Annotated in this window: 14 protein-coding genes; 9 read left to right on the forward strand and 5 right to left on the reverse strand. The window is 32.3% G+C overall.

What is annotated here, in order from left to right; translation table 11 throughout:
• Positions 1-324: 324 nt before the first annotated feature.
• Complete coding sequence (locus tag ACR1PN_RS02215) at positions 325-891, reverse strand: Crp/Fnr family transcriptional regulator (protein ID WP_433978683.1); 567 nt, start codon at positions 889-891, stop codon at positions 325-327.
• A 964-nt stretch (positions 892-1,855) separates the two neighbouring features.
• On the opposite strand from ACR1PN_RS02215, the gene gndA reads away from it, so the two are divergent.
• From gndA to pgl, 3 genes are read left to right on the forward strand one after another with little or no spacing between them, the layout of a single operon-like run.
• Positions 1,856-3,274 (forward strand): NADP-dependent phosphogluconate dehydrogenase, encoded by a 1,419-nt coding sequence (gene gndA, locus ACR1PN_RS02220; RefSeq protein ID WP_433978684.1) that lies wholly within the window; start codon positions 1,856-1,858, stop codon positions 3,272-3,274.
• A gap of 9 nt (positions 3,275-3,283) precedes the next feature.
• Entirely contained in the window at positions 3,284-4,765 is a 1,482-nt protein-coding gene (gene zwf, locus ACR1PN_RS02225; protein WP_433978685.1) for a glucose-6-phosphate dehydrogenase, read from the forward strand.
• 19 nt (positions 4,766-4,784) lie between these two features.
• The gene (gene pgl, locus ACR1PN_RS02230; RefSeq protein ID WP_433978686.1) at positions 4,785-5,495 is read left to right on the forward strand and encodes a 6-phosphogluconolactonase; all 711 of its coding nucleotides are present in this window, start codon (positions 4,785-4,787) and stop codon (positions 5,493-5,495) included.
• Positions 5,496-6,476: 981 nt separating this feature from the next.
• Here the strand turns inward: pgl and ACR1PN_RS02235 are convergent.
• From ACR1PN_RS02235 to ACR1PN_RS02250, 4 genes are all read right to left on the reverse strand, one after another.
• Positions 6,477-6,851 (reverse strand): hypothetical protein, encoded by a 375-nt coding sequence (locus tag ACR1PN_RS02235; protein WP_433978687.1) that lies wholly within the window; start codon positions 6,849-6,851, stop codon positions 6,477-6,479.
• Between the two features lie 344 nt (positions 6,852-7,195).
• Complete coding sequence (locus tag ACR1PN_RS02240; RefSeq protein ID WP_433978688.1) at positions 7,196-7,849, reverse strand: class I SAM-dependent methyltransferase; 654 nt, start codon at positions 7,847-7,849, stop codon at positions 7,196-7,198.
• A 139-nt stretch (positions 7,850-7,988) separates the two neighbouring features.
• On the reverse strand, positions 7,989-8,252 hold the full coding sequence (locus ACR1PN_RS02245; RefSeq protein WP_433978689.1) for a hypothetical protein: 264 nt from the start codon (positions 8,250-8,252) through the stop codon (positions 7,989-7,991).
• A gap of 34 nt (positions 8,253-8,286) precedes the next feature.
• On the reverse strand, positions 8,287-8,922 hold the full coding sequence (locus ACR1PN_RS02250; protein WP_433978690.1) for a hypothetical protein: 636 nt from the start codon (positions 8,920-8,922) through the stop codon (positions 8,287-8,289).
• Positions 8,923-9,843: 921 nt separating this feature from the next.
• Here ACR1PN_RS02250 and ACR1PN_RS02255 point away from each other — a divergent pair.
• From ACR1PN_RS02255 to ACR1PN_RS02280, 6 genes are all read left to right on the forward strand, one after another.
• Entirely contained in the window at positions 9,844-10,056 is a 213-nt protein-coding gene (locus tag ACR1PN_RS02255) for a hypothetical protein (protein ID WP_433978691.1), read from the forward strand.
• Positions 10,057-10,076: 20 nt separating this feature from the next.
• A complete protein-coding gene (locus ACR1PN_RS02260) occupies positions 10,077-11,864 on the forward strand; it encodes a S41 family peptidase (RefSeq protein WP_433978692.1) in 1,788 nt (595 codons plus the stop codon).
• Positions 11,865-12,068: 204 nt separating this feature from the next.
• Positions 12,069-13,274 carry a lanthionine synthetase LanC family protein gene (locus tag ACR1PN_RS02265; RefSeq protein ID WP_433978693.1) on the forward strand — a complete coding sequence of 402 codons (1,206 nt, stop codon included), beginning with the start codon at positions 12,069-12,071 and terminating at the stop codon, positions 13,272-13,274.
• Positions 13,264-16,344 carry a lantibiotic dehydratase gene (locus ACR1PN_RS02270; RefSeq protein ID WP_433978694.1) on the forward strand — a complete coding sequence of 1,027 codons (3,081 nt, stop codon included), beginning with the start codon at positions 13,264-13,266 and terminating at the stop codon, positions 16,342-16,344. Before ACR1PN_RS02265 ends, ACR1PN_RS02270 begins: the two co-directional genes overlap by 11 nt.
• 8 nt (positions 16,345-16,352) lie before the next feature.
• Complete coding sequence (locus tag ACR1PN_RS02275) at positions 16,353-18,548, forward strand: peptidase domain-containing ABC transporter (protein ID WP_433978695.1); 2,196 nt, start codon at positions 16,353-16,355, stop codon at positions 18,546-18,548.
• A 127-nt stretch (positions 18,549-18,675) separates the two neighbouring features.
• Positions 18,676-19,842 (forward strand): HlyD family secretion protein, encoded by a 1,167-nt coding sequence (locus tag ACR1PN_RS02280; protein ID WP_433978696.1) that lies wholly within the window; start codon positions 18,676-18,678, stop codon positions 19,840-19,842.
• Positions 19,843-21,107: the final 1,265 nt, after the last annotated feature.

Consider the following 21,107-nt stretch of genomic DNA (forward strand, 5'->3'; position numbering starts at 1 on the left):
AATAAAGTACTGATAACACTTTCTGATGTTCTTCCATCTTCTTTGCCTTTCCAGTCAGGTTCTGCATTTATCTGCTGCTTATGAATACTATTTTCGTCAGAAATCCACTTTTAAACCCTGTAATATCTTCAGAATAAAGGTTGTTTATATTCTCATCATGAAATTTTCGGACGAGAGCATTCAGATCGTTTAGAAACGTATTATCCATAGTAAAGATTTGTTTATTTTGGTAAAAATATAAAATCTAATGAAAGTGTAAACTTGAAGGAGTAAATTAATGATAGTAAATGAAATGTTAGCAGATTATTCTTCTATTTCGAATTTTTAATTTGTTATTTTTTCCATTCTTTTTACTGTACGAATTACAGTCTCAATACGTAGTCCTGTAAGATTTGCTATCTGCCTTCTGGTTAGGGGAACCTCATAAGAAAAGGGTCTTTCATGATTAGAATGCTTCTTTAAATAATTTAAAATACCTTCGATTTTCGATTCCGGATCTTGCGAAATTAACGTAAACATCATGTAATATTTGTCCGAAAGTCTCTCCGCAATAAGCTTAAATAATTGTAAAGAAACTTCACTATTTTCTTCCGGCATCCTTAGAAATTCACATTTTGAAATTTTTATAATTTCGCACGCACTTTTTGCAACCGCATTTACAGTATATGGTATATCGCTAATAAGGAATGATTCACCAATACTCTGACCCTCAAATAGGATATGTTGTGTAAATTCCTTACCATCGACATCATAATTATTAAGTTCAACTATACCTTTTCTTATCTGAAAATAAAACTTTGAAATACCACCTTCGTTGAAAATTACATCATCAGGATCATATTCTGCTATAACTGCGTCATATCTCATCAAGAGTTTTTCATCAATAAGCATAAGTTCGTGATTTAGTAATTATGGACTACAAATTATGTTCAATTTACTATCAATAAATAAACCATTTATATGGATTAATTATCAGATTGTCAATAAAAAAGAGATATGTGGTATATTTAATTATTTATATGACAAATAATTTATGATAAGGATTTCATACTGATGTTCTAAGGGGCTGCAGTATTATTCTAAAATAGATTTTGAAATAGCATTTTGTTAATGTCTATGATTATTTTAAATTGACTTTTTAGTTGGCGGTCTTTTATTTTTTGACAGTAAATTCGTAAATAATAATGTATACCGCTAGACTTTTGCTGCTTCGTAAAAGTAATTTAAATTTCAAATTAAAATATAGTAATGTTGGGGCTATAAAGTAAAATCGAAAAGTCATTTAAATGACTCAAAACGTAAATGAAAAATCCCCGACATCAGCCGAGGATAAAAACTAATAACCATGAAAACTCAATTAAACATGAGAATCGTTTGCAAATTTAAAGCATACAGTCTACAAATCTTGTCTACAATTATTAGTTTATAATTTATTTAACATAATTGAGACAATAGGTTACAATTAGATTTTGATCTGATAAATCTTTATACGATTATATCACAGTTTGCTATAAATACTCAGCATTTATATTTTTAACTCTTTCTTCAAATTTATTTTCTATTAATAGTATCATCATTTAGATATCAACTATTATTCCATAAAGCAATCCGATTTTCCATAGCAAATCTATTCCGTTGTCTCTGTGCAAAAAATCTTTTTGGGTATCCCGAAAGCTGAGCTTTCCAAACCCTCCGCAAATAGAGTATAAGCTTTATCAATGTGCTTTCTTATTGTTTTCAAGGAATTGATTATAGTTTTATTTCCTAACCACGCCGATTGAAAGAAAATTTGGGATAATTTTTTTACTGGTATGCATTTCCGTAAATTTGACCTATAAAATAATCTTAACTAAGAATGGAAAAGTATAATTACGGGGTCGTAGGTCTCGGCGTTATGGGGAGAAATTTGCTCTATAATATTGCTGATAACGGTTTTTCTGTGGCAGGATTCGATTTGGATGAAGAAAAAGTGATTGAGCTCCGAAATGGAGTAGCTGAAGGAACAAGGGTTATCGGCTCTGTTTCTCTGGAAGAATTTGTAATAGGTCTGGACATTCCGAGAAAAATCATTTTGATGGTTCCTGCGGGAAAACCCGTTGATGCCGTTCTTGAAAGTATTACCCCTTTTCTTAGCCCGAAAGATGTTGTAATTGATGCTGGAAATTCATATTTTAAAGATACCGAGAGACGTATCGCTGATTTAACTTCTAGAAACCTCCACTTTATGGGAATGGGAGTTTCCGGAGGTGAGCAGGGTGCAAGAAAAGGACCGAGTATTATGCCTGGTGGAAATTTGGAAGCATTCAACTTAGTTAAACCAATGCTGGAAAAAATTTCTGCAAAAGTAAACGGTGAACCATGTACAGCTTATATGGGAAAAGGTGCTGCCGGAAACTATGTGAAAATGGTTCACAACGGAATTGAATATGCCATCATGCAGCTAATCAGTGAAGCTTACGATTTGTTGAGAAAAGGAGCGAATTTGGATAATGACCAATTATATCAGGTTTTCAAAAAATGGAATGAAGGCGAAATGAACTCTTTCCTTATTGAAATTACAAGAGATATTTTCCAGCAAAAAGATGACTTAACAGATGGTTTTCTTGTCGATCAGATTTTAGACAAAGCGGGAGCAAAAGGAACCGGAAAATGGACTTCCGAGCAGGCTATGGAAATAGGTGTTTCAATTCCGACCATTGATGTTGCAGTAACTTCAAGAATTATTTCTGCCTATAAAGAGGAGCGCGTGAAAGCATCTCAATTGTACGACAAAGAAGAAGTCGAAACCCCTGAAAATATAGAGTTATTCATCAAAGAAGTGGGCGATGCTTTATATTTGGCAACGATAATCAGCTATGCTCAAGGTTTGGCATTACTGGTAAAAGCTTCTGAAGAATATCAGTTTGAAACTCCGTTAAAAGATGTTGTGAAAATATGGAGAGGAGGTTGCATTATCCGTTCTGTTTTATTGGAAAAATTCTATTTGGCTTATTCAGAAGATATAAACCTTTCTAATATTTTGTTGAATAAAGCAATCTCAGACATCGTAAAAGATAAAATTTCATCTCTAAGAAAAACTGCTGCTTTCGCTGTTACCAACGGAATTCCAAGTTTAGGGCTTCAGTCGGCTTTAGCGTATTTCGAAGCCTATACCACAGAATCTCTTCCTGTAAATCTGCTTCAGGCTCAACGTGATTATTTTGGAGCACATACTTATCAAAGAACTGATAGAGAAGGAGTTTTTCACGCTTTATGGCAAACCTCAAATAATTAAAAACGGAAGATGATCGACAACACAATCCTGCATCCAACAACCATCGTTATTTTTGGTGCGACGGGAGATTTGGCAAAAAGAAAGCTTTTCCCTGCCTTTTATAATTTGTATATCGATGGCAGAATGCCGAAAGGTTTCAACATTTTAGCTTTAGGTAGAGCCGAAAATACGGATGAAAAATTCCGTGCTTATATTAAAGAAAATCTCGAAAATTTTTCAAGGAAAACTGTCACAAGAGAAGATTGGGCTGGTTTTCAGGCGCATATCAGTTATTTTCAGCATCAGCTGGATGAAGTAAGCTCTTATGAAAACTTATATCAGAAGCTTGAAAACTTTGATAAAGTGTATGGAACCAGAGGAAACAGACTTTTCTATCTGTCTATTGCTCCAAACTTTGTATCAGTAATTTCAAATCATATTAAGAAAACTTTAATCGCTCCAGATCCTGAAAAAGACAGGATTATCATCGAAAAACCTTTTGGTCACGATAAAGAATCTGCCATAGAGCTGAACAGTCTTCTTTCACAAACCTTTCAGGAAGAACAGGTTTATCGTATTGATCATTATTTAGGCAAAGAAACGGTTCAGAATATTTTAGTATTTAGGTTTGGGAATTCAATTTTTGAACCTTTATGGAATCACAGACATATCGAATCGGTCCAGATTACGGTTGCAGAAGAAGTAGGAGTGGAAACCAGAGCCAGTTTTTATGAGCAAACTGGTGCTTTGCGGGACATGATCCAGAACCATCTATTACAGATTCTTTGTATGGTTGCCATGGAACCGCCCGTTTCATTGGAGTCTGGTGAAATAAGAGACCGAAAGGTGGATGTTTTAAAATCAATCCGTAGGATTTCTCCTGAAAAAGTAGATCATTATGCGGTAAGAGGCCAGTATGGAAGAGGAAAAGTAAAAGGATTAAAAGTAAATGGCTATCGTCAGGAAGAAGGTATTGCTCCAGACTCAAACACAGAGACATTTGCTGCTATTAAGTTTTATCTGGATAATGAAAGATGGGAAAACGTTCCTTTTTACGTTCGTACTGGGAAGAAAATGAAGGAGAAACATTCTTATATTACTATTCAGTTTAAACCGCTTCCGCATTCTACATTTTCAGAAAGTTCATCACTTTTATCGGCTAACCGGTTAATTATCAATATCCAGCCAAGAATGGATATAAGGCTACAGTTTATGTCTAAAAAGCCTGGACTTTCATTAGAATTAAAGCCTGTAGAAATGATTTTTGATAATTTTGCCTGTCAGACAGATACTCCTGAAGCATATGAAACTCTTTTGTTAGAAGCGCTTGTTGGTGATCTTACCTTATTTATGCGTTCCGATCAGGTAGAAGAAGCTTGGGATGTGGTAAAAACCATTCAGGAAACCTGGGAAAAAACAAAAGACTCATCTTTCCCGAATTATGAAGCGGGAAGTTGGGGACCGGATGACAGCAATGCTTTGGTAGAAAGACAGGGACATCAGTGGGCTTAAAATTATAATTAATGAGAAAATGAATATTACAATATTTTATAATCTGGATGTTTTATACAGAAAATCAGCAGATTTGTTTGCTGAACTTTCAGAAAAAGCGATTCAGAAACATGGCAAATTTACGGTCGCTTTAAGCGGTGGTTCTTCTCCTAAAGCTATTTTCAGTTTATTGGCTACTCCTGAATATGCAGATAAAATAGAGTGGAACAAAGTATATTTCTTCTGGGTTGATGAAAGATGGGTTTCTCTTGAAGATGAGAGAAGCAACTTTAAGATGACTTTAGAAACTCTTTTAGATAAAGTTCCTGTCAATAAAGGTCAGGCTTTCCCGATGTATAAAGACGGAATCGAACCTGAAGATTATGCTAAAGAATATGAAGCACAAATCAGAAATGTTTTAGGAGCAGAAGGTATTTTTGATTTCATTCTTTTAGGAATGGGCGACGATGGTCATACCGCTTCTCTTTTTCCGGGTGAAAAAATTCTGCACGAAAAAGAAAAATGGGTAGATGCCTATTATTTAAGACCTCAGGAAATGTATAGAATCACTTTAACTGAGCCTATCATTAACAAAGCTGAAAGTATCCTGATTGTCACATTTGGTAAATCTAAAAGACATGCTTTAAATGAAGTTCTGAATGGTGAGTACAATCCTGAACTATATCCGCTGCAGTTGATTATAAATAGAGACAGCGTGCAGATCTTCACTGATGAAGAAGCAGGAATCTAATATTAATAATTTTTTGCAAAGGTCTAACTTATTAAACTGGTTAAATGCATAGCAAATTACTTCATCATAAATTTGTGTTATCATTAAGCTTTTCAAATTTTTTGAAGAGTTTGCCAGTTAATTGATATCTAACAAATTACTAAAATAATGAACATTTATTTAAAAAGAATGAAATGTCGAAATTGTTAACTAAAACAAATTTTGAGAACTACAGAACATTTATGAGTTTGATTCTTTTTACAATTCAATACAGTCAGGATTTAATTGAACAATTGCCTATTATAAAACAACCGATTTTCTATAGCAAATATATTCCTTTGTCTCTGCGGAAAAAATCATTTTGGGTATCCGTAATCGGAGATTAAAGGGCTTCCGCAAGAACATTTCAAGCATTATCAATGTGCTTTCTTATTGTTTTAAAGGAATTGATTGCAGTTTTCCTTGTGCCTGCCTGAATGGTAATCTTCGTAGAAAAGTCAGAAGCATTACAAGATGCAAATGCAGTTCGTTGAAATTTTGATTCTTTATTATTCTCTTGATTAAACAAAACTTAAACTACCATCATCTTGTGAGACATAAAATTAAGTGAGACATAGAATTAAATATGATAAGAAAAAAATAAATCCTACATTAGCCATCTGCTAAACAGAGTAAGATGCAAGCACTGGAAATGATGCATAAAAAACTGGAAGATCATCATCGTCCGGATCATTGACTTAACTAATAGCTTTAAAACTAATCACATATTTTTCTCTTTGGACATCGGAAAATTTGTAAAACTTTTGAATAATATTATTTCTGAGCTAATAATAAATATTAAGATAGGTAGAATAAAATACATATTTATTCGATGTATATTCGCAGAATTGTAAATACCAATAATAAATATTACTGAAATTAGTAAAGCAAAGAAGCGAAATAATAGTAAGTAACGATCTAGAAATTTATCATGTGTTATAAATACTGTTAAAGTACTTACTGTTAATTACGAAACAAAAAAATTTCCATCCTAACGTTGAACAAAAAATAAACAAACTTTTGAATAAAGAAATATATACTTAGAATTAAAAACATAAGTATCCACGTAGTATTTTCGTGAAGTCCAATGATCAATAAAAAGCATAAAGCTGATAAAAATTTTAACGCTTTCATAATATTATGGACATGTTCTTTTGGTTTGAGGAGCATTAGCACTACAGGTGTTCCGCCTATTACTCCAGTAACAGTATTTGGTGTATCAGGACCATCAACATTCGTACTAAAACCAGCTGTCGACATAGCCGTAAGTGCAAAATCAGAACAATTCGTAAAGTTTAAATCATAAAGATATGTAGAATATAGCTCTGCTGTACTCATAATTTGTTACAGTTGCGCAGGTGAGATTGGGCCTATATTCAATGAATTAGTATAGTGGTGTCGACTGTCATCTGCGAAGGTACTAGGTCCAACAAATTCCAGCTCGAAAAATTAATTGGAACCTTTATAATCGCAGCAGACTCTGCGGTAATTATTCTGTAACTTATAAAAATTGATTGTATGATTTTGTAATATTTCTTTTAACCCACAACAGATAAATGTCATCCACCAACCGCTACCTATGCGTATGGAACAAAAGTTATTCAATTAAATCTAAATAGTGCTTATCAGCTTTGCTACTAATGGACGGCAGAAACTGTAAGAAATACCCACAACTAATATTGTTAGTGATTAAACACTCTTTTACGTCCGACAAACCTTATAACAGAACCTAGACCATTATGATAAAGTCCTTCCCTTAATTCAATTTCTTTTTCTTCCAATTCAATAATTTCATAATTTGGAAAATCTGATTTTATTTCGTCTAATGAAAATAGGCTTTCCGTGTCTTTAGGTCCTCCTACTTTTTCATTGGTATTTACATAATTAATGTGATTTTTGCTAAATGCTTCAAAAATTATTATTCCGTCAGTCTTTAGAAATCTATCGAATGATTTGTGATATATAGATTTAATGTTAGCAGGAAAGTGAGCATAGATCAGTGCAACAGCGTCAAATTGTTCACTTTTAAAATTTAATGTATCTAATTCACCAATTTCATAGTCAATTATTACAGAATTCTTTTTAGCAAGTTTTATTGCTTTATTTCTCCCTTCATTACTTATGTCAAATGCAGAAACAGACCAACCCAACTTGGCGGCAAAGACAGCATTTCGTCCCTCTCCTTCCGCTGGGAAAAGAATTGTTCCAACAGATATTTTTTTCAATTGTTCTTCTAAATAATTGTTCGGTGCTTCACCATAAGCAAACTCATCACTACTATATCTGTCGTTCCATCGAGCAGTCCATACATTATTTAATTTTTGAGAATCATCCATTTCTATCGTTTATTGAGATTAATTTCATCTAATAAGTTTCATAGCTTCGCGTAGTTGCAGATTTCGGAATACTTCACTATCAACGTTAGCACAAAAGTTGATGGAAGCACTGATGTTCAATTTCCCACGCCACCCTTTATTACGCCAAACTACTGTTAGCAGTTGTTAATTTATTGTCAGCAAGTAAAAATATTTTTTTCAATGTCTCGATACCTGCATTTATTAAGTCACTTGTTTCTTCTATTGTCAAAGATATTTTGTCTTTTAAGATTTCATTCATCCTATTTGTGCGGTTCAGATAGTCTGCGTCTACATTACCTGCATTATAGAATAGCAAATGGCGAGTTATCCCAAGTTGCGATAAATAAGGATTATCAAAAAAAGAAATTTCATTGTTTTTCAATGCAAATAAATCTTTAAAGGGTTTTTAATTCCTCTCACACTTGTAAAATCGTATTTGGAGATAATAAATCACCTAAGTTTTTTGAAATATCAAAGTCATACTTTGTTAAAAGCCCAATTGTAATGTTCTTACCAGAAATTCCATCAATTTCTTGTTCAGTATCCTTTCCGTTTTTTAATAGGTTAAAAAAATATTTTTTGGGATAGTTGTTTAAGCAGTAAATCCATACGTCTTTTGCAAACGCTTCGAAAATAGTCCAACTATTACCTAATGCGTTAAGTCCAAGATTATTGTATGATTCGCGAAGAATAGGAACTTGTTCAATCAATTTTTCGATTTCAGTGACAGCATTTTCTATTTGATTTTTGTCGTTGTTTTTTAAAAGGTCTTTAAAATATTTAATTAGTTCTTCTGCTGTCTTTTTCGGGGCGTTTTCTTTTATGCCTTCACCGTTCATCACCATTGTATTTGCATCCTCCAGTGAAAAATGAAACGCTTTAGATTTTCTAAGTCCATTAGCCATAAACGAAATAGGAACTGATAGTGTTGTCGATATTAGGTCTAGAGAAATACAATAATTAGATAAAAGTTCTTTTAAAAACTTGTCCTTTAAATTGTCTCGACAAATTGTCTCGGCAGTGATGCTAATGTTTATACTTCCAATGTCCATACTTATTAACTGCTAACTTCAAAATGTACACTTTGCGTCAATCCAAACTATATGATATTCCCAAAGCCATTTATTCTACTAATATAAAATTTTATTTCATCTTTTTTGAGATTATTCTCCAAATAGTTCGTTATCTTTTTCTGTGACAATCTACTTAGATTTGCTACATATGTTTTTATTTCAAAATCATTATTTCTTAATATTTGAACAAATATTATTTTATAAAATTTTTAAAATAATATTGTCAATAATTCAATAATAAGTGTATATTTGAAGCAGTCATTATTAATTGACTACAAACTAAATAACCAAGCATAAAATTATGAAAACTGTCTTTAGTGAGATTTTTACATTTTATAAATACTATTTTAAAAATAGTATCCTAAATAATTTCGAAGATATTCCCTTTTGTGTAGTTCTTTTACTCAAAGTATTAAAATATAAGATTTTTAATGAATGTAATTTGATGCATTTGTGCAGACGTCAATCTTATCATATGAATAATTAAAAGGGAGTTTCAAATTAAAAAACAAATTTTATTGACGAACAATTGTAAAGCCATCTTATCTTTTATGTAATTAGTTATTTTAATTCAATTTTTTATTACGGAAATGAAATAGTGACTAATTATGTTGTATATTATTTTGTTAAATTCACTATTATATGATAAAAATCATAATTAATCTCTCTTAAGAGATTAATTGTCAATAGTAAATAAATGTATCTTAGCAACATTAAATAGCAAAAGCTTAGAGAAATTGTTCCTTGGTCATATTTATATTTCATTGGATTACTTGATAACTTTCACATTTAGTTAATACAATTTATTGAATTACTAATCCCTGAAAATGTTATTTAAAAAATAGCGGATTCCGAAAAGCTTATAGAGTAGGATTATTTAAATTATAAAAATGTTTAATTATGAAAACAAAAAAATTAGACAAACTGAAATTTGACAAGAAGGTCATTAATGAATTGACAAAGTCAGAAAAAAGCACCATCAAAGGTGGTCAGGAGGCGTCTTCAAAAGACTTTGATACCCCTACATTTAATGACAAATGTTTCGATGGAGGTTCAACAACGTTTAGAGATGCATGTACTTGGTGTGGTTTCTGGCACAGTACTAAATGGTAATCTAATCTAATTAGCTAAGGATGATTGGATATATTTCCAATCATCTTTTTTTTTATGCTATTTTTGAACTTATGTACAGTAGAATACCGAAATCAAATATCATTTATGCATTAATTCTTATTCTTATTCTTATTCTTACAGGAGTAATTTTCATTTGCTTAAGAGGTGTCAATGATAAGACAGAATCATTAGTATCTATTAACAATATGGATGGCTCAATTAATATATCGGAGAGCAAAAATCAGAAAAACCTTCAGATGTTAGAATTTTGCAAAGTTTGGGGCGTTTTAAAATATCATGAAAAAAATAAGTCAAAAGCTTTACAGTACGATACGTTTTTAGTACAGAATTTTTATCATATTTATGAGGGCAAATTAAATTTAGATCATGTCATTTCAACTTTTCTGAAAGGACAAGTTAATAGTAACGAAAATATATTTATAGGAAACATTCCAGATCAAAACTGGATCAATCAGTCAGTAACAATTAATAAATTAAGCAAGAGAAAATTACTTGACTATATTTCAGAATCTTATGAAGTTGCTTCATCAGATCAATTAATTACTGTAAATAAGTTTGATGAGTTAAATTTCGATTCTGATTCTTTGTATTTTAATAGGCACGTTACTTCTCAGCCAGAAAGGTTTTTATCGCTTTGCAAATTATGGAACATTGTGAGATATTATTATCCGTATTTCAATGAATTATCTTCTAGTTGGAACAATGTATTTCTTGAAATGCTTCCTTATTTCCTGAACGCTAAAGATGATATGGAATACCATAAGGCTGTTCTAAGGTTAAGTACAAGGCTTCGTGATAGCCACGTCGCTGTAAAAAGCTCGTTGATTGATAATTTTGAAAAAAAATATGTTGGTAATATTATTTTTAAGACTATTGGTGAAAGAACTTTTGTTAAAGAATTTGTGACCAGCAGCCTGAGAAGCAATATGAAAAAAGGTGATGAAGTATTGCAAATAAATGGGACTGATGTAAAAACAATTAGAGATAGCCTTAGGCAATTTATTTCGGCTTCGAACGATGTTACTCTTGACCGGGACATTAACAGACAATTGTTAATCCTAAAAAGTAATAATGCACGCATTAAAGTTATCAGAAAGAACAAAATAATCAATGTTCATGAAAATCTTACTTACATTAATATTGCCAGAGAGATTGAGCAAAAAGAACAACGCTCAAAAGCGAGTAAATCGATTTCCAGAACTTTGCAAAATAGTATCGGTTATCTTAATATAAAGGATGTTTATTCAGGTAATTTTAGAATATCAATGGAAAAGATTAAAAATTGCAATGCCATAATTTTTGATATAAGAGGGTATCCCAATGAAGTAGGAGTTGATTTTCTGAAGTATTTTGAAACTCGCAAACTGAGGTATATGAATTTGTTTAGAGCAGATATTAGGTACCCAGGGCTAATGATTTCTGCTGAGAATAAAATTAAAATACCTAAATCAGTTTCAGGTTCATTTTCAAAGCCCGTTGTAGTTCTTCTAAATGAGTATACCCAATCTCAATCAGAAAGTATAGCTTTGGCAATGAATTCAATCAGTAACTCGGTTACATTGGGAGAGAATACTGCTGGTACCAATGGTAATGTGACAATAATCAATTTGCCTGGGAGTTTAAAAATAAGATTTAGTGGAATTGGAGTATCCGGTCCCAGCAATCAAATATTGCAGAGAAAAGGAATACAACCACTAATTATTGTAAAAGACAATATTAATTCATTGGTTAAAGGTGAAGATTACCAACTTTTGATGGCTATTAGATATTTAAAAAAAATAATATGAAGGCAAAAACACTTATTATCATTTTTGTAATGAGCTTTATAATTTCAAATATATTAATTGCTCTTGACTATGAAACGGTATCGCTGATTGAAGCATATAGGAATCCAGAATCTATTTTTGAAATTCTGTTTTTTTCACTTGTTTTATTCGTAATTATAACGATTATTACATTCATTATATTGAAAATCAGAAAATTATTCTTTAATGGTAATAAATAGAGATGCGGAAGGCATCATTAGCTTGTGTGAAAATGAAATAGCGGGAAACGTTGTTGACTATGGTGTTTTCACAGGTCATGCAGGTTTAGCATTATACTATTTTGAAAAATACAAAACTTATAAAGATGAACTTTCTCTGAATAAATTTGAGGAACAATTAGAAATTTCATTAGGCTCGCTTAATAAATCCGAAGTGTTTTCATTATGTTCAGGTGATATAGGAGTTTATTTTCTTATCCTCCATCTTAGTAAAAATAACTACTTTGATGAACCAGTTGAAGATTCTTTCGATGGCTTTCCTGAGTACGCTCTTGACCTCATAAACTTTTATGCTGTAGCTAAAAACTTTGATTACCTGCATGGTTTTTTAGGCGTCCTATATTTGTGTTTAGAGCTCTATTCATCTTCAAAAGACTTATCATTTAAAACAAGGCTTGAAATAACGATATGCCATGGGATTGCTTTATTAGATTCTTCAGCTATAGTAATAGATGAGGAGAAGATTGCGTGGATTTCAAAAGGCTACTATAGTAGGGTGGAGGGGTTTTCATTCGGATTTGCCCATGGAATACCTAGTATTGTCAGTATCCTAACTAGAGCTCTTTATTTAGGCTTCGAAGTTTATAAAATAAAGAAACTATTACAAAAAAGCTTTAATTACATTATTTCTGTGAGGGGAAACTATAACGAAGCCTCATTTCCAAATTTCATTACAGTAGCTGACGGTAAGCACATATCTGGCGAAACCAGTAGGCTTGCATGGTGTTATGGTGATTTAAGTGTGGGGGTGGCAATGTTGAATTATGGAAACATTATTAACAATATAGAGATTGTAAATGAAGCTAATGAAATACTTTTGAAAACTATAGAAAGAGATCATGAGCACACAGGAATCGTTGATGTCTTTCTTTGTCATGGCAGCTCCGGCCTGGTACTGATTTATAACTACCTCTTTGATAAGACTGGTATTTCCGCATATAAAGATCAGGCAAATTTTTGGATGAATGAAACCGCAAGTAAAATTAAGGAAAGTAAAACAGGACTTAAGACTTGGTTGGGAAAAGAAGGCTGGATTGATCAGGATACCATACTTGAAGGAAAAACAGGACTACTTTTGCTATTTTATTCATTAACGAATAATGAATGTAAAACATTACTAGAAAAATTATTTTTAATAAATTATGAAGATTGATTTTATAGATAAATTTATCATCAGGACACCATTTGCTTCAACCAGCGATCTAGAGGTGGTAAAGGAAATAAAAAATATTCATAAAGACGGGCTTTCTTTTATTAAGACTACCTTTACAGGTAACTTTAAGACAGCACTTTTATATGCAACTAAAAATTTTTATTTTGAAATTATAAAATCTTTGGAGGCTCAAGTCGTGTCGGAGAAGGTTTTATTTAGTTACCTAAAATACTATATTAGATATTGTTCGAGGTCTACGCCGTTTGGACTCTTTTCAACATATGGAATTGCCAGACTTGAAAAGAGCAACGAAAATTCAATTGTGCTAGATGAAACACAAGTGAAGTCAAGAATAAGCCTAAGCTACATATATGATCTATGCTCAGAAATTATTAAAAATAGGAATTTATGGTCATCCTTTTTTGTTTTCTCTAATCAAACTATATATTTGATAGGTGATTCAATAAGGTATAATGAACTTTATTTTGACGGAAACACCATAAATTATAGGCTGTCCTCAGTAGAGGCCAATGATGTTTTAGATGAAATCCTCAAAATCTCTACAAATGGCATCCCGTATAAGGATCTACAAGAAAAAGTACAGGCATTTGGATATGATAAAGAAGAAGTTTCAGAGTATTTAAATGATTTATTTGAGAACAATGTCATTGTGCCAGACATATTTCCTTCTCCCGCCACTAATGAATACGTGGAAGATTTCTTAAATAATCTTAAAAAAATACCGAACAATCTTGAAAAAATATTTATAAAAGGTAAAGAGACGAGTATTCAAGAAATTATAGTTGAAGTATCAGATATGCTTCAGAATGTTACTTCAATATTTAGCAATGATTCAACAGGCGAATTCGAAAAAACAATTTCGGAGGATTCAAATAAATATGACATAGTCACCTTTAGAAACGCAAAGGCACGTCTTGATTCCAAGCTCTTCTACAATATAACGACTACTTTACAATCTCTATCTTATTTAAATCTTAGCAAAAGAGGAAAAGAAGCATCCTTGGGAAATTTCATTAAAGAGTTCATTGATAAATATGGCGAATCAGAAATGCCATTATTACAAGTGGTGGACTCTGAGTTAGGGATATTTAATGATCGTGTTAATAGCATTTCAACTCCGTTACTTGACGATATTAATTTGACTGGTGGAAGGCCGGACATGGAATATAGATTTAATAAAGTAGATAAATTGCTGTTTGAAAAGTATGAACATGCAATAAGGAATAATAAATACGAAATCATTATCTCAAAAGATGAATGCCAGCAGTTCAATGAAAGCAGAAGGCCTATTCTTAATCAGACATTGAATTGTAATGTAGGTTTTTATAAGGATATAAATAGTAAAATTGTCACAGTCATTAATGGAGCATTTGGTTCCAGTGCAATAAATAATGTAGGGAGATTCTCATTTGGATCTGATGAACTTACAAGCTTTACTAAAGAAATAGTAGATATAGAAAATCAATTAAGTAGTGAAGCCGTTGAATTTGCTGAAATTATTGACCTGCCGCATTTGAGGCACGGAAATTTGGTGGTACGTGAAAGCTTTCTTAAGAGCGAAATTCCTATAAATATAGCAAAGACCTCCAATAATGGAAAGACTAAAATAAGTTTAGCTGATATATATGTTTCAGTAAGGGATGGAGATGTAATACTTAGAGATGTAAAATCTGGAAAGATCATTATTCCCCGACTAAGCAATTCACATAATTTCCAGTTGCAAAACCTATCAAACATATATAGGTTCCTTTCGTTGGTTCAGATTCAATGGGATGAATCGGTTAATTTCTCGTGGGGATTTATTGATAATTTTGCGAAGTTCAAACCACGTGTTATAATTGAAAAGACCATTGTGAAAGAAGCAACATGGACTTTTAATAATGTGGACTTGGAATTTTTAAAAGAAGACCTGCGAAACGACTCGATCCATGGCTTTATCAATTTTAGAAAAAGTTGGAAAATTCCTGAACAGATTTTTTTAATTGAAGGCGATAATAAATTGCTTTTTGATTTTTCATCCGATATCTATTCCAAACTATTTATAAATTTGATTTCGAAAAAGGATGAAATTACAATTATTGAAAACTTGTTACAGGACCATAGGAGTATCGTAAATATCAATGAAAAGAGTTATTTTTCCGAGTTTATAATCCCTGTAGTCTTTAGCAGCGACAATAGCCTAAAATTAGTGGCTGAAAAATTTGATATTCAAGAGAATCAACTTTCGCCATTGTCTCAATGTTTTTATTTGAGCATTTTTACTGGTGAGCAGCAAATTGATTCTATTATTAAAAATGAATTGTTGACACTCAATGAAGAATTGGCTAAAAAGAATTTGGTTGAGAAATTTTTTTTCATCCGCTACAATGAAAACGGACATCATCTGCGATTAAGATATTTTTTACAAAATGAGAACGTTTATAATGAGCTATTTGATTCCCTAAGAAGGTTTTTTAAGAAGTACATTGATAACAAGACTATCAAGAAAATTGATATCAATACATACCAGAGAGAATTGGAAAGATATAGTTATTTAGGTATTAGCTTCACAGAAAATTACTTTTCCCTGGAAAGTAAAATGGTTATAATTTTAATCCAAATGCTGGAAGGCTTGAATATTAATGAGCGATGGCTCACAGGACTGGTATACATTAATATGCTTTTGGATAAAATGGGCTATGACCTAAGTCAAAAGTCAGAATTGTTTGTAATTTTATCCAATCAATTTAACCGAGAATTCAATGGAAATAAATATTTGACAAAGAAAATTGCCTCAAAATATAAGAATAATGAAAAAGATATTTATGAAGTAATGGCAGGCAGAAATGAACGATTTGATAGTATATTTGCTTTTTTTACAAGGTTTTTACAGTCAGTTTCTTTTCCAGACTTAAAATTAGGACAAGATAAGATTGGAAAATACCAGTATACAGGTAGTTTGATTCATATGTTCTTGAACAGACTCTTAATTTCCCAGCACCGAAAGCAGGAGTTAATTATTTATAATTATATGTCTAAGTTTTACATTTCGGAACTTAATCGTAATTGAAATTTTAAATGAAGAAGAAGTTTCCCTTTTACAAACAACCGGATGCTAAAGACTGTGGTCCAACATGTCTTCGGATAATCAGCAAATATTATGGAAAAAATATTTCTTTGCAACAAATCCGTAATCTTTCTGAAACAACCAGGGACGGAAGTAGTTTAAGTGGACTAAGCGATGCTGCTGAGAATTTGGGTTTTCGAACATTAGGTGTTAAAATTGATTTTGACACCTTATATGATGACGTCCCATTTCCTTGTATTGTTCATTGGAACAATCAACACTTTGTTGTCGTATATGATATTGATAAACATAAAAACGTATATGTTTCAGATCCCAGTTATGGTCTTATTGTCTATAAAAAGCAAGAATTTATAAGTTCGTGGATTGGCGAAGGTGCTTTGGAAAATACAGGAGAAGGTATCGTATTGATTTTTGAAACGACCCCTAATTTTTTCCAGAATGAATTTGAAGCAGAGCATAGCAAGGCAAGCTTTAAATTTTTGTCGAAGTATGTGTTGAAGTACCGCTCCTTGGTACTTCAGCTGGCAATAGGATTGTTAGCAGGAAGCCTTTTAACACTTATTCTCCCATTTTTGACTCAGAGTATAGTAGATGTTGGTATTCAAAACCAAGATTTGAATTTTATCTATTTAATGCTTTTTGCCCAAGTAATGCTCTTCTTTGGAAGGACTGGAATCGAAATAATCAGGAGTTGGATTTTGCTGCACCTTTCAACTCGAATTAATATTTCCATTATTTCAGACTTCTTCATAAAGCTTATGAAACTTCCAATTAATTTTTTCGATACAAGGATGACTGGCGATATTTTGCAAAGGATTAATGATCACCATAGGATAGAACAACTTTTAACAAACTCTTCTTTAAATACCTTGTTCTCACTTGTGAATCTTATTGTTTTCAGCATTGTGTTATTGCTGTATGATTATAGGTTGTTTTTGGTTTATTTTATTGGAGCAGGTATGTATATCAGCTGGATTAGTTTCTTTCTTAATAAAAGGAAAGAATTAGACTACAGGAGATTTTCGCAGGTTTCACAGGAGCAAAGCAAAGTTATTGAGCTGATTAACGGAATGCAGGAAATTAAATTGCACAATGCCGAAAAACAAAAACGCTGGGACTGGGAATTTTTGCAAGTAAAATTATTTAAAATAAGAATTAAATCGCTTTCACTTGAGCAATGGCAATCTGTAGGAGGTAATTTCATTAACCAGATGAAAGATATTATAGTAAGTTTTATCTCTGCAAAACTTGTGCTGGATGGAAGCCTTACACTTGGTATGATGTTATCGGTACAGTATATCATTGGTCAGCTGAACAGCCCATTACTGCAATTGATTGATTTTATTAAACAAACTCAGGATGCCAAAATTTCCTTGGAAAGACTTGGGGAAATTCATGATAGGGAAGATGAGGAAAGTAATAATGAGCTATACACAACTGAAATTCCTGAAAAAGACATAAGTATTACAGATGCTGCTTTCAAGTATACTGGAGCTGAGCAGTTTGTTTTTGAAAACTTAAACGTTACCATACCATTTCAAAAAACTACAGCAATCGTAGGTGCCAGTGGTAGCGGCAAAACGACGTTACTAAAACTGCTTATGAAATTTTATGATCCTACGGATGGAGAGATTAGAATTGGAAATACTCCTTTAAAAAGTATTTCTCCCAAAAAGTGGAGGGATCGATGCGGAGTTGTTATGCAGGAAGGTTATATTTTTAATGATACTATTGCTAATAATATTGCAATTGGAGAAGATTATATCGATAAAGCAAAGTTGAGAAAAGCCGTGCAAATTTCGAATATCAAAAGTTTTATAGAGGGATTGCCATTGAGTTATAATACAAAAATAGGTAATGAAGGAATGGGAATAAGTGGTGGGCAAAAGCAAAGATTATATATCGCCCGAGCAGTCTATAAATCTCCAGAGTACATCTTCTTTGACGAAGCAACATCCGCTTTAGATGCTAATAACGAAAAAGTTATTATGGAAAACCTTGAACAGTTTTTTAAAGGAAGGACTGCAGTTGTAATTGCGCACAGGCTATCAACTGTAAAACAGGCTGATAAGATAATAGTTCTGAATAAAGGTAAAGTTGTAGAGGAGGGCAATCATACAGAACTGGTAAATTTAAAAGGGGAATATTATAGACTCGTAAAAAATCAATTGGAACTTGGAAACTAATAATGATAATTTAGAAAATTTAGAACTTCGCTCAGAAAGTGTTCAAGACATCCTGACTCAGCCACCTAATTGGATGGTGAGATGGGGAAATACAATTATATTTTTTATTTTAATTCTGATCTTTGTTATGAGCTATATAATAAAGTATCCTGAATTTGTGACCGCTCCTATAATTGTTACGTCAATGAATCCTCCTGAAAAGATTGAAGCCAGAGTAAGTTCAAAAATCGAAAAGATCTTTATAAAAGACCATCAGCAGGTTCACAAGGGGGATTTGCTGGTTGTATTACAGTCCACTGCAAATTATGAGGATGTTTTAAAACTGAAGGGAATTGTTGATTCACTCTCACATAATGATCTGCCCTCTTTCCCTTTAAATAAAGTTTCAAATTTTAAGTTGGGTGAATTACAAGGAGATTACAATAGCTTTGCAAAAGCTTTTCAGGATGAAAATTTATTTACCAGATTAAAGCCTTACGCACCGGAAAATATTGCTGCTGAACAAAGTATACTTGAAGCTAGAAGCCGGATATCAAATCTGCGACAGCAGAAGGGCTTGGAAGCCGCAAAATATGAATTGACAAAGAAAAATTATCAGAGATCACAGGAATTATTCAATCAGGGTATTATTGCTGCTATGGAAATGGAGGGGGAGAAAATTAAGTACCTTCAGGCTCAGCAAAGTCTTGAGAACATCAACCTTTCTCTATCTCAACTTCAGGAAAGCATTGCAAACTTAAATCTCACAAAAAGCGGAGCGACAATAAATACTGAAAAAGATAAGATTACATATTCATCACAAACGCTTCAGCTATTTGAACAGTTAAGGAAATCACTAAAACAGTGGGAACAAAACTACCTTATTATTTCTTCTACTGATGGGAAAGCAAGTTTTCAACAATTTTTTGGAGTAAATCAATTTGTGAAGACAGGAGATCAGATTATTTCTATTTTACCTAACGATACCAACCAGTTGGTGGGTAGGATGTTTGTTCCTACGTCCAACTCTGGAAAAATTACATCTGGGGAGAAGGTTCTTATAAAGCTGGATAATTACCGTTTCCAAGAATATGGGATTGTTCAAGGAACAGTAAAGAATATATCAATGGTGCCAGATGAAAAAGGAAATTATTATGTTGATGTCATTTTACCTAATGGATTAAATACTTCTTATAATAAATCACTGAAATTTGACAAAGAACTGAGAGGAAATGCTGAGATTGTCACTCAAGACTTACGACTTATAGAAAGATTATTCTATCAATTGAGAAAACTTCTCGGATACCAGGCCTAAGGGAATCATAATGATAACAATATATTTTAATTATCAGATATCTGAAAAGAAGTTAAATTATAACAACTAAAAATAAGTAACTATATAAACCGAAAATTCTTTTTAAGATTTATAATAATTTTGTGCGCCAATTCTCTTGAGGAAAGTTCTGTATGTTCCAAAGCTATATCTACTCCCAAATCTTTTTGTACTTCCGGAATGCTGTTCCATTGTCTTTTAGTTGTTCTTTTGGACGTTCGCAAGTACGCTATTGACTTTATAGAAAGTTGAAACCTCTCGAAAAGGATCAACTTTTATTTAGTAACAAATAACAATATTTTTGTTAGGAATTTTTTTGAATGATTTTCATCTATGTCAGAACAAGAAATCACTTATCCGATTTATCCCCCAGCATCCGTCATTGGAATCTTTAGCAATGTTTTGAAGTTAAATGCTACGGTCTATATCATCTACCTCAAAGGTAGATATTCCTTTGGTGGGGCAAAGCTTACGGAAATTATTTTTATGATCTTCTGTTCTCAGAAGGTGACCACGTTTCAATAGGGCTGCATCTCTTCTCCGCTGAGCTGTTTATTGAACTTAATACAGTAACCATCACAGCAATCGGACATACTGCCGATGAAACCTTGCTGAATCAGGAATTAAAAAGCAATAAAACTGATTATGTAAATATTATCTTTGCATCTATATTGGCTTTGGTCATCGGATTTGTTTTGGCAAGGTTCTTTAATGTCTTAGTATTGTAATTCGTTAGTGCAGAAATTATTGATGCCACTCTCTACGCTGTTAATTTCCATAGTTTAAAATTTGTTATTTATTCTCGCTGAGGGTTAGTCCTTGAGTAATAAAATCAATGTAAGATATCTTCTTCCGCCCATTTTGTATCATCCAGCCAGATCTCTTCGATCTTGCTGATGGATGTGTCATTATGTGAAGCTCCTTTCGCAGATCCATTTAAGGCATACACCTTACCATCCTCTGTTATTCCATAAATTTCAATGTATCCGGAACAATAAACCTCGATTTCATTGACAGCGAAAGGCTATTCACCATAATAGTCTTGTTTAGTGAATTTATAGTGTTCTCTTTCGCAGTCCATTACATGATAAAAATAATAGTGAGATAGAATGCAAAGCCAGCTTTTACCATAATTGAATTTTCATGTCGGTAAAAGTGACAATACTAATCATTCATTTTTTACTGGAATTTCATTCCGTAATCCTGAAAATGTGATACTCTTAATTTTTTAACACTATTAAAGTAGA

This window comes from Chryseobacterium sp. RLHN22, from assembly GCF_051011795.1.
Taxonomy (GTDB): Bacteria; Bacteroidota; Bacteroidia; order Flavobacteriales; family Weeksellaceae; genus Chryseobacterium; species Chryseobacterium zhengzhouense.

What these genes read in the sequence shown, in the direction of transcription:
- zwf (WP_433978685.1), top strand. Translation starts at nt 3,284, where the DNA reads ATGATCGACAACACAATCCTGCATCCAACAACCATCGTTATTTTTGGT.
- ACR1PN_RS02270 (WP_433978694.1), top strand. Translation starts at nt 13,264, where the DNA reads ATGAAGATTGATTTTATAGATAAATTTATCATCAGGACACCATTTGCT.
- ACR1PN_RS02255 (WP_433978691.1), top strand. Translation starts at nt 9,844, where the DNA reads ATGAAAACAAAAAAATTAGACAAACTGAAATTTGACAAGAAGGTCATT.
- gndA (WP_433978684.1), top strand. Translation starts at nt 1,856, where the DNA reads ATGGAAAAGTATAATTACGGGGTCGTAGGTCTCGGCGTTATGGGGAGA.
- pgl (WP_433978686.1), top strand. Translation starts at nt 4,785, where the DNA reads ATGAATATTACAATATTTTATAATCTGGATGTTTTATACAGAAAATCA.
- ACR1PN_RS02240 (WP_433978688.1), bottom strand. Translation starts at nt 7,849, where the DNA reads ATGGATGATTCTCAAAAATTAAATAATGTATGGACTGCTCGATGGAAC.
- ACR1PN_RS02260 (WP_433978692.1), top strand. Translation starts at nt 10,077, where the DNA reads ATGATTGGATATATTTCCAATCATCTTTTTTTTTATGCTATTTTTGAA.
- ACR1PN_RS02280 (WP_433978696.1), top strand. Translation starts at nt 18,676, where the DNA reads ATGAGCTATATAATAAAGTATCCTGAATTTGTGACCGCTCCTATAATT.
- ACR1PN_RS02265 (WP_433978693.1), top strand. Translation starts at nt 12,069, where the DNA reads ATGGTAATAAATAGAGATGCGGAAGGCATCATTAGCTTGTGTGAAAAT.
- ACR1PN_RS02275 (WP_433978695.1), top strand. Translation starts at nt 16,353, where the DNA reads ATGAAGAAGAAGTTTCCCTTTTACAAACAACCGGATGCTAAAGACTGT.
- ACR1PN_RS02235 (WP_433978687.1), bottom strand. Translation starts at nt 6,851, where the DNA reads ATGAGTACAGCAGAGCTATATTCTACATATCTTTATGATTTAAACTTT.
- ACR1PN_RS02250 (WP_433978690.1), bottom strand. Translation starts at nt 8,922, where the DNA reads ATGGACATTGGAAGTATAAACATTAGCATCACTGCCGAGACAATTTGT.
- ACR1PN_RS02215 (WP_433978683.1), bottom strand. Translation starts at nt 891, where the DNA reads ATGCTTATTGATGAAAAACTCTTGATGAGATATGACGCAGTTATAGCA.